Below are 8975 nucleotides of genomic sequence, written 5' to 3' on the forward strand. Positions count from 1 at the left end.
CAAGAAGGCAGGCGCTGCCTGGGTCTGGTTTCCTCCCGTACCCCGGACGATCTCCCAGCCTTCAACGCTAAGTTGGTTGAGGAATTCGCAGAGGGCCAGCACTAAACCTTATGTTTAGTAAAGCCGCGGGTGCGCAACCCGCGGCTTTTGCGTCTTGCTTCCGCTGTAAGGCCTCTATAATGTTAGATATTCCTGAAGGGGAGTAGTTCCCTCGGATACTTTCCGAGATGCCTGGTCGACATACTGGCTTTTCCGCCCGGCCAGCCAGCGTTTGCACAGCCTGCGGCGTGAACGAGACCTTCGGTCCGCACCCGAACCGAAGGAGTTTTCACTTGTCTTCTCTTAGCTCAGAGCAACTGCTGCTCGAGCGCTTTATGAAGCTCTCTATCGCCACCGCAGTGGCCACGATTGCGCTCAAGGTCATCGCTTCCGCGGTGACGGGATCGGTGGGCTTTCTTTCCGACGCCCTCGAATCCGGCGTTAACCTCGTCGCCGCCGTTGTGGGGTTTGTGGCTATCAAAATTGCGGCAAAGCCGGCCGATGCGAACCATCAGTTCGGTCACGGCAAGGCCGAGTATGTGTCCGCGCTGGTCGAGGGTGTGATGATTTTCGTCGCTGCAGCGATGATTATCTACATGGCCATTCGCCGTTTTCTGGATCCGCAGCCGCTGGAGCAGCCTGGGCTTGGCCTCCTGCTGTCGCTTGTGGCTTCCTTGCTTAACCTGGGCGTGGGCCTTCTGCTTGTGCGCGCGGGCAGGCAGCATCGTTCGGCCACCTTGCAGGCGGATGGAAAGCACCTGCTTACCGACGTTTGGACGTCCGTCGGCGTCCTCCTTGGCATCGGCGCGGTCAGCCTCACGGATTGGTTGTGGCTCGACCCAGCCATCGCGTTTGCCGTGGGCCTCAATATTTTGTGGACGGGCTACAAGCTGCTCAAAGAATCACTGAGCTCCCTGTTGTCGGAGTCCCTGCCTAAGGAAGAGCACGCCCAGCTGGACGCGCTTCTCAATGAGCTGGAGGACCACCACCAGGTCTCCTTCACCTCACGCCGCACGGTCGCGGCAGGGCGCCAGCGCCTTGTTTACCTCACCATGGATGTTCCCGGCGAGTGGACGGTACTGCACTCGCACACAATCGCCGACCGCATCGAAGACGCCATCGATGAGCTTTTTCCCGGTGCGGAAGTGTTTATCCATGTCGAGCCCGAAGGAACGGTTCATCGCCGCATCCTACGGATGCCGTAGGCTGGCCACGCCGCGTCCGCCTTCCATGACCCACGGCCAACTGAGGCCATTTCGAGTGAGGACGTTTGCTCGGATCTCATCGGGCACGATCCAATCCTTGTTGGCATAGCCCAGCAGGTATTCGTCGAAGGCAGGGAGTTCGAGCCGGATTTTTAAGGCACCGTCGATTTCGCTCGCGGTGACATCCTCCTGCCAGCCCGCCATCCACAGTCTCTGCCCATCATGGTTAACGGTCGTGGCCTCCGTGCTCGCAAGAGCCTTGGCGGCCTGGGACTTGCTGAGCTTGGACCATGTTTGGAGGTCGGCTACGGACACGGGGCCATGGCCTTCGACATAGCGCTGGGCCAGCTCAGTAAGCGGTTCCTCCGGCTCGCGCTGGACGGTAGGTAGCGCATCGACATGGAGGAAGGTCTCTTGGTTGCCAGCTTTTGGGCCCTGGACTAGGTCACCTGCCCCGCCGAAGGCACGCAATAAGTGGGAGCCGCGACCATCTGTGGGATCCACGCCTGTCTCGGCGAAAAGCTCGTAGACCTCCGCGCGAGTGAGAGGCTCGGTGGTTGCGCCATGTAGTGCTTCCGAAGCTGCTGCCACCATGTCCTCGCTGAGCCCCAAGCTCGGTCGCCGGGATTTCTGGCTGGAGGCCACGCGCGGATAGAGCAAGCGGGACATCCAACGGACGTCGGCAGCCGGCATGAAGTGCAGCGTGCCGCGCTGTGGCCAACAGCGCACCACGCGATACCTTTTTATCTCCTCCACAACCTTGTCTTCGTCACACCCGGCGCGCAGGGAGAGTGCACGAACGCCGGCATCGTAGGTCTGACCCTGCAGGGCGAGGAGATGCTCAGCGACGTCCAGCGCCGAGGCGAGCGATGGCCTCGCGGCCGATGGGGCGAGGCCTTGAGCAATGAGCCGGCGGGCTAGAAGCTCGTCGCGGTTAAGTTCCTTCATGGCTGTCTAGATTAGAGCCGGAAGGTCTTCATCAGCTGCATGCCCGTCGATACCAGCTGGCGGAAGCGTTCCGGCGAGATGTACTCCGACGGCGCAAGCGGGTGCAGGCGCTGCTCGGCCACGGTTCGCTCGTTGGCCCACAGTCGCATGCCGGTAATGCCGTGGCGGTGATTGAGGCCAGACTCCTTGACGCCTCCACCGGGGGTGGCGATGGAGCCATAGGCGGCGGCGAAGCCTTCGTTGATGTTGACCATGCCGGCCTCCAGCTGGGAGGCAACCTTCCACGCGCGGCGGGAGTTTCCGGACCACACGGAGGCAGAAAGACCGTAGGTGGTCTCATTGGCGCGCTGGATGGCCTCGGCATCAGAGCTCACCGCATACACCGCCAGTACTGGGCCGAAGGTTTCGGTGGCATAGAGATCCATCTCTGGGGTCACGCCGGTCAGCACGGTGGGCTCGTAGAAGAAGGGGCCGAGGTCCGGTCGAGCCTTTCCGCCGTAGACCACGGTGGCTCCCTTGGACACGGCGTCTTCGACGTGGGCTTGAACGGCATCGAGCTGGCGTTGCGAGGTCAGCGAGCCGATGGTGGCAGCATCGGAGAATGCCGCCCCGAGCACTTGCTGGTCCAGTGCATTTGTGAGTTCTGCGAGGAACTCCTCAAAGACGCTCTCGTGGACATAGGCGCGCTCGGCGGACATGCAGAGCTGCCCGGAGGAAGAGAATGCGGTGCGCACGGTACCTTGGGCGGTGGACTTAAGGGGGGCGTCGTCAAGCACCAGCATCGGGTTCTTGCCGCCCAGCTCCAGCATGGTGGGGATGAGGCGCCCCGCAGCCTGGGTAGCGATGGACTTACCGGCCTTGGTGGAACCGGTAAAGGAGAGCCCATCCACCAGCGGAACCAGGGCATCACCCACCTCCGCCCCGCGGCCGGGAACCAGCTGCCAAGCGGCCTCCGGAAGGCCCGCCTCAATGGCTAGGCGTCGCAGTAGAATCGCTGTCAGCGTGGTCTGAGAATCCGGCTTGTGGACCACGGCATTACCAGCAGAAAGGGCCGCCAGAACATCGCCCACACCGAGGGACAGAGGATAGTTCCACGGAGAGATAAGTCCCACCACGCCCAGCGGGTAGTGCTGGGTGCGCGTTTTAGTCAGCACGGGAAGCGCGCCGGGGTGGCGGTCGTTTCCGAAAGCCTTGCGGATGTTGACGGCGTAGAAGCGCGCACAGTTATACAGATCCATCAGCTCGTCATAAGCATGGGAGCGGGATTTGCCGTTCTCGGCTTGGATGAGGTCGAGAATGAGCTCCTCGTTCTCGTGGACGAGGTCGTGCAGGCGCAGCAGGATGGCGGCGCGGTCACCTTGGCCAACGCCGGTACGCGCATAGGTGACTGTCTTCTCGACGTCCCCGGCGGTGGCGACGGGGAAGCTAAAGAGCTCCTCACCGCTAAATGGCGCGTGGGCCTGGTGCTGCTCACCCGTGCCGCGCACATCGCGGGCGGGGTCCGTGTCCAAGAAATTGAGCACTCGCTGGGGCAGACAGGTCTGAGTGAAGGTCTTCATGCGGTCTATTGTCCCAAAAATATGTGATGGCGCTATGAGTCTTTCGAGATTTGTCTCACAAACTAAACTAGTTGTGGTTAGGATGACGCTATGCCAATCCTCGTGACCACTCCACAGGCCCAGGTACGCGCGGCCGTTGAGCCGCTCGTCAGATCAGGAGAAAGCCCAGCGCCCGTGGGCGTTATTGACCTCGCCGCGTTTGACTACAACGCTGCGCAGATGCCGACTCGTGCCGGAGGACTGCCGATCCGCGTGGCCTCGAAGTCAATACGCAGCGTGGCGGCACTTCGCCGTGCCCTCGAGCATGAGGGATACCGGGGTATCCTCGCGTATTCCGTTCCAGAGGCGCTGCATCTGGTGGGAGAGGGCTTCCGTGACATCGTGGTGGCCTACCCGAGCGTCAATCGGAAGGCTCTGCGTGAGCTCGCAGCGGATGACACTGCGTGCGAGGCCATCACCATCATGGTGGATAGTGCTGAGCTCCTAGACCTGCTTGAGGGTTCCCTGCGCGTGGCCATTGACATAGACTGCACCCTCCATTTGCCGGGTGCGGTTATCGGCCCGCGGCGCTCGCCCGTGCGCACACCGGAACAGGTCTCAGCGCTAGCCCATGAGATTCTTCGCCGCGGGCACCGGCTTGTCGGACTCATGGCCTATGAAGGGCAGGTGGCCTCCGTCGCGGATGGCCTGCCAGGTCCGGTGGGGGCGGTCAAGCGCTGGTTGCGTTCGAAGTCCATGGCTGACCTTGCCCCGCGGCGCCGAGCCTGCGTGGCGGCCGCGCGGGAGGTGGCGGACATCGAATTCGTCAACGGCGGTGGCACGGGCAGCCTCCAGGAATCCGCGGCCGAGGGAACTTTGACCGAGCTGGCCGCTGGCTCCGGCTTCTATACGCCAGCGATCTTCGATGATTTCACTGGCATTAACCACAAGGCGGCCGCGTTCTTCGTCTGCCAAGTATCCCGTGTGCCCGCGCCGGGCTGGGCCACGGTCAACTCCGGCGGCTGGATCGCCTCCGGCCCTCCCGCGAAGGATCGCGTCCCCGTACCGGTGTGGCCGGCGGGCCTTAGCTACTCCAGCACGGAGGGTGCCGGTGAGGTACAGACTCCGCTGCGCGGGGCTGACCTGAGCGTCGAGGACCTGGTGTGGTTCCGCCACGCCAAGGCGGGGGAGATGACAGAAAACGTCGACCGCCTCCTCGCCGTCGGGCACGACGGCGTTGATGTATGGGACACCTATAGAGGACAAGGATGGACACTCCGATGACAACCACATTTAGCAATTGGGCAGGTTCGGTTGCTGCGAAACCGCAGGAGTTTGTACAGCCCTCCCGCATAGACGAGATCCCCGGAATTATTAGCCGCTCCCGCAGCGTGCGTGCGGTGGGCGCCGGCCACTCCTTCACTCCCATCGCGGCAGGGGAGGAGACGATGCTCAACCTAGACCACGTGAGTGGGCTGGTGAGCGTCGATAAGCAGCGCAAACGCGTCCGGTTCCTGGCCGGCACTCGCTTGCGGGATGTGCCTAGGCTCCTGCGCCCGTTTGGGCTTGCCCTGGCTAACCAGGGCGATGTGGACCCGCAATCGCTGGCGGGTGCGATTTCGACCTCGACCCACGGCACCGGCATCAATTACACGGGATTTGCGGGGACGGTCACTGGGCTGACGCTTATCGACGCCGACGGCAACACCCGCACCTATTCCATCGACGAGGACCCGGAGCTCCTGCGCCTCGTAGTCGTCAGCGTGGGCGCGCTCGGCGTGGTCGTCGAAGTTGAAATGCAGTGCGTGGATGCCTTCGACCTGCTGGCTGAGGAGTCTGGCATTGACTTCGATGAGCTGATGGATAATTGGGAGGAGCTCTCCCGCAGCGTCGATCACTTCGAGTCCTATTGGTTCCCGCATACCGACCGCGCCATGGTCAAGGCCAACACGCGCCTCGAACCGAATGGGGAGCGCCGCTCACGGCTTAAGCAGCTTATCGACGACGAGCTCATCGGCAACGGCGCCTTTGCCGCCGCCTTGGCGTTGGGGCGCCTGATTCCGGGAACGATTCCGACCCTTAATAAGTTCGCCACCTCGGTCATTTCTCATAATCGCTACCGTTCCGCCGCCCACGACGTGTTTGTCAGCCCGCGCCGGGTTCGTTTCCACGAGATGGAGTACGCCGTGCCGCTTGCCGACGGCCCCGCCACCGTCCGCGAAATCCGTCGCTTCATCGATGAACAGGACTGGCGCATCGGATTCCCGATGGAGCTGCGCACGACGGCCGCGGATGACGTTGCTCTCTCGACGGCATCTGGCCGTGAGTCGATGTACATTGCATTCCACATTCCGCGTGCGTTGAATCCGCAGGACTACATGCCGAAGCTGGAACCCATTTTCCGCGCGGCCGGTGGGCGCCCGCACTGGGGGAAGATGAACTCCCTGTCCCGGAACGACTTTGCTCAACTTTATACAAGATTTGATGAGTTCTGTGAGCTGCGTGAAGAGGTGGATCCGGAGTGGAAGTTTGGTTCATCCTACCTGCGAAAACTGTTCGGGTAGGGGCGTCGTCAAGCGCCGTGCAACCCGTGAATTGGATTCGAAAGTATCTCTGATCTTTGGTAGCGTGTGGAAGTCTTAATTCCATAACGCTATCGAAGAAGGTGTCTCAAACGTCCTCTGAATCCCAGTCCCTCATTACGCCGACATTCGTGTTTGCGTGGTTGGTAAATTTCGCCCAGTTCACGGTCTTCTATCTGCTTGTGACCATCATGGCGCTCTATGCCGTGGAGCAGTTTCAGGCTTCGGATACGGCGGGCGGGTTTGCGTCCAGTGCCTTTGTGGTGGGGGCGACAATTGCTCGTCTCTTCTCCGGTTACATCGTTGACGCGGCTGGGCGAAAACGCTCGTTGGTGGCCTCGCTTATTGTGGTGGCTGTAGCCATGGCGCTGTACATGCCAGCGCACTCGTTGCCGATGCTTTTTGCCGTCCGTATTTTGCACGGCTTCGGTTATGCGGTGGCCTCGACTGCTGTGATGGCAGTGGCGCAATCGGTGATTCCGGACCACCGTCGTGCCGAGGGGACCGGCTACTTCGCCTTGGGGACGACCCTAGCCACTGCCTTTGGTCCAGCGGCTGGTTTGGCGATTGTCCACCAAGCTGGCTATAACATCGTGTTTATGGTGGCGCTGACGCTTACGGTAGTGGCCTTGGGGTTGGGACTCGTCGTCAAGGCACCGGCGCAGGAGCGTCGAAGCGTCTCCTTTTCCTTGGGAAATATCGTGCACCCAGCGGTGGCGCCTTTTGGCGTCTTTATCCTTTTGGTTGGCGTCGCGTACACGGGCATCATTACGTTTCTTAACGGCTACTCCTCCCATGCAGGCTTGGAGAAGGGCGCTAGCTACTTCTTCCTGGCCTATGCGGTGGTGAGCCTCATTCTGCGCTTTGTGCTGGGCAAGCTGCAAGATCGTCGCGGTGACAACATCATCATCTATTCCTCGCTCGTCTTCTTTATTGCTGGCTTGGTAGTCCTTGCTCTGGCTGCAGCTGATTGGCAGATCATTGCTGCGGGTGCCTTGGTGGGCTTTGGTTACGGCTCAATTCTTCCGGCGGGCCAGGCTATCGCCGTGCGCCTGGTGCCGATGCACGAAATGGGTGCGGGGATCTCGACCTTCTTCTTGCTGCTAGACCTAGGTATTGGCTTTGGTCCGATTCTGCTGGGGCAGATCATCTCCGCGGCGGGTTACTCCGTCATGTACTGGATGTTGGCTGCCTTGATGCTGGTGGCCTCGGTGGTCTACTTCTTCGTTCACGGGCGCAAGGACATCGCGCGCGGTGATGTGCGGTACGAATAAATTACTCACTGGCGTCGCGCTTTCCGACGCCCAGTAGATCCCCATGCCCCACGTGCTACCAACAACGCGCGTGGGGCATTATTCGTTTTGTGCCAGTCACCGCTACTGATTAAGGATCGAACGGCCTAGCTAACCCGTGGTGGCTACCCCCGTTTGTAGTAACGACTTGACGTGAATTTACTACTGGCTATAGCCATGTGCGGTGAGGGTTGGTAGAATCATTGTTAGAACATTTCTTCTAACTCATGTTTCTCGGGGGAGACATTCATGACCACCGCCACGCACCCTTCAACCTCCTCTTCTTTCTTCTTCTCAACAACGAATCCGAATAATCCACACGCAATGGCCCGCGCGGCAGCCCGCCGCGCTATCTACAACACCTGGGTTGCTGCTATGCCCAGTCTGCAGGCTGATATCAACACCACCGCTTTAAGCTTGGTGGCTGCCTGGTCACTGCCCGAAGGTCATATCAAAGCAGGTCTGCGTGCTATCCACCGGCTTGATAGCCTGCCGAAAGTCAAACACCTGCAAGACACCCACTGCCTGCTGGACATCGAGTTCTTGATTGCTATTGACCAACCCATGTCAGCACTAGCCGGCTTGACTGCTGAAACCCTGGATTTTATCGACACCATCCTGGCCGACTTCTTCACCCCCACTAAGGCGAATCAGGCTTTTCCTACCCGTAGCCAAATCAGGCGTAAAGTCCGCGATATTTGTAAAACCCTGGATGACTCCATTGCTTTTCGTGATACCCGCCCCAAAGACACCTACCGCTTTTCTTCTAATGGCACCTCTGCGTGGCTGGAACTCCAGGTTGGGGAAGATACCGGCATTAAACTCGATGCCTTCATCCACCAAACCGCTGCCAAGCACGACCTGACGATTCCGGATGCTGTCAAGAAACTGCTGTCCGGTGAGATTGAGCCTCCAGCTGCTGTGGTGCTACACACCTATCAGGCCTGCGATATTGAGAATGCCCCAACCTTTATTGAAGGCTTCGGCTGGCGGCAAGAGCCCATGCCGCATGATAAAACCCGGGATCTAACCGGCGATGTAGCCGAAGCAGACGGCTACCAACCGGGCCTGATTATGCGCAAACATGTCGAAGGCCGCGACGGGACCTGCCGGGTCGGCGGGTGTGAGAAACCAGCCTTTCTTACCCAGCTTGACCACCGGCACAACTGGGCTGAAGGCGGGCCAACACATCCGAAAAACCTGGCATGTTTATGCCAAGGACACCACAACATGAAAACCGATGGCACCTTAAAGTACCTGCTGGACCCCTACAGTGGGGATGTTATCTGGCTTTTCGCTGACGGTACCTGGACTATCAACGAAGCAGAAGGCCCCCTGGCACCAAAACAGAAACGGTGGGCGCAAACAGTC

Annotated in this window: 7 protein-coding genes and 1 pseudogene; 6 read left to right on the plus strand and 2 right to left on the minus strand. The window is 60.3% G+C overall.

All coding sequences use genetic code 11. The annotated features are described in order from the left end of the window. Window positions 1-21: 21 nt before the first annotated feature. Both HMPREF2743_RS12920 and HMPREF2743_RS03100 read left to right on the plus strand, forming a co-directional pair. Window positions 22-105 (plus strand): annotated as a pseudogene (locus tag HMPREF2743_RS12920) (peptidase C56); the annotation flags it as partial. 227 nt (window positions 106-332) lie between these two features. After that, the gene (locus HMPREF2743_RS03100; RefSeq protein WP_070529085.1) at window positions 333-1244 is read left to right on the plus strand and encodes a cation diffusion facilitator family transporter; all 912 of its coding nucleotides are present in this window, start codon (window positions 333-335) and stop codon (window positions 1242-1244) included. Here the strand turns inward: HMPREF2743_RS03100 and HMPREF2743_RS03105 are convergent. Together HMPREF2743_RS03105 and HMPREF2743_RS03110 are read right to left on the minus strand one after the other, a co-directional pair. Next, window positions 1230-2192, minus strand: coding sequence for a winged helix DNA-binding domain-containing protein (locus HMPREF2743_RS03105; RefSeq protein WP_070745684.1), 963 nt, complete (start codon window positions 2190-2192; stop codon window positions 1230-1232). The genes HMPREF2743_RS03100 and HMPREF2743_RS03105 overlap by 15 nt on opposite strands. Window positions 2193-2203: 11 nt before the next feature. Then, window positions 2204-3751, minus strand: coding sequence for a succinic semialdehyde dehydrogenase (locus HMPREF2743_RS03110; protein WP_070745682.1), 1548 nt, complete (start codon window positions 3749-3751; stop codon window positions 2204-2206). A gap of 90 nt (window positions 3752-3841) precedes the next feature. On the opposite strand from HMPREF2743_RS03110, the gene HMPREF2743_RS03115 reads away from it, so the two are divergent. The 4 genes from HMPREF2743_RS03115 to HMPREF2743_RS03130 all read left to right on the plus strand — a co-directional run. After that, window positions 3842-5014 carry an alanine racemase gene (locus HMPREF2743_RS03115; protein WP_070745679.1) on the plus strand — a complete coding sequence of 391 codons (1173 nt, stop codon included), beginning with the start codon at window positions 3842-3844 and terminating at the stop codon, window positions 5012-5014. Further along, the gene (locus HMPREF2743_RS03120; RefSeq protein ID WP_070818147.1) at window positions 5011-6294 is read left to right on the plus strand and encodes a D-arabinono-1,4-lactone oxidase; all 1284 of its coding nucleotides are present in this window, start codon (window positions 5011-5013) and stop codon (window positions 6292-6294) included. Before HMPREF2743_RS03115 ends, HMPREF2743_RS03120 begins: the two co-directional genes overlap by 4 nt. Before the next feature lie 101 nt (window positions 6295-6395). Further along, window positions 6396-7586: an MFS transporter gene (locus HMPREF2743_RS03125; protein ID WP_070745676.1), complete on the plus strand. Its 1191-nt coding sequence runs from the start codon at window positions 6396-6398 to the stop codon at window positions 7584-7586. Window positions 7587-7853: 267 nt separating this feature from the next. After that, window positions 7854-8975, plus strand: a 1122-nt coding sequence (locus HMPREF2743_RS03130) for an HNH endonuclease signature motif containing protein (RefSeq protein WP_246824449.1), incomplete at its 3' end; no start/stop codon positions are given.

This window comes from Corynebacterium sp. HMSC036D02, from assembly GCF_001836165.1.
GTDB lineage: Bacteria > Actinomycetota > Actinomycetes > Mycobacteriales > Mycobacteriaceae > Corynebacterium.

Coding starts and splice junctions, on each gene's coding strand:
- HMPREF2743_RS03110 (WP_070745682.1), bottom strand. CDS start 3,751: ATGAAGACCTTCACTCAGACCTGTCTGCCCCAGCGAGTGCTCAATTTC.
- HMPREF2743_RS03105 (WP_070745684.1), bottom strand. CDS start 2,192: ATGAAGGAACTTAACCGCGACGAGCTTCTAGCCCGCCGGCTCATTGCT.
- HMPREF2743_RS03115 (WP_070745679.1), top strand. CDS start 3,842: ATGCCAATCCTCGTGACCACTCCACAGGCCCAGGTACGCGCGGCCGTT.
- HMPREF2743_RS03120 (WP_070818147.1), top strand. CDS start 5,011: ATGACAACCACATTTAGCAATTGGGCAGGTTCGGTTGCTGCGAAACCG.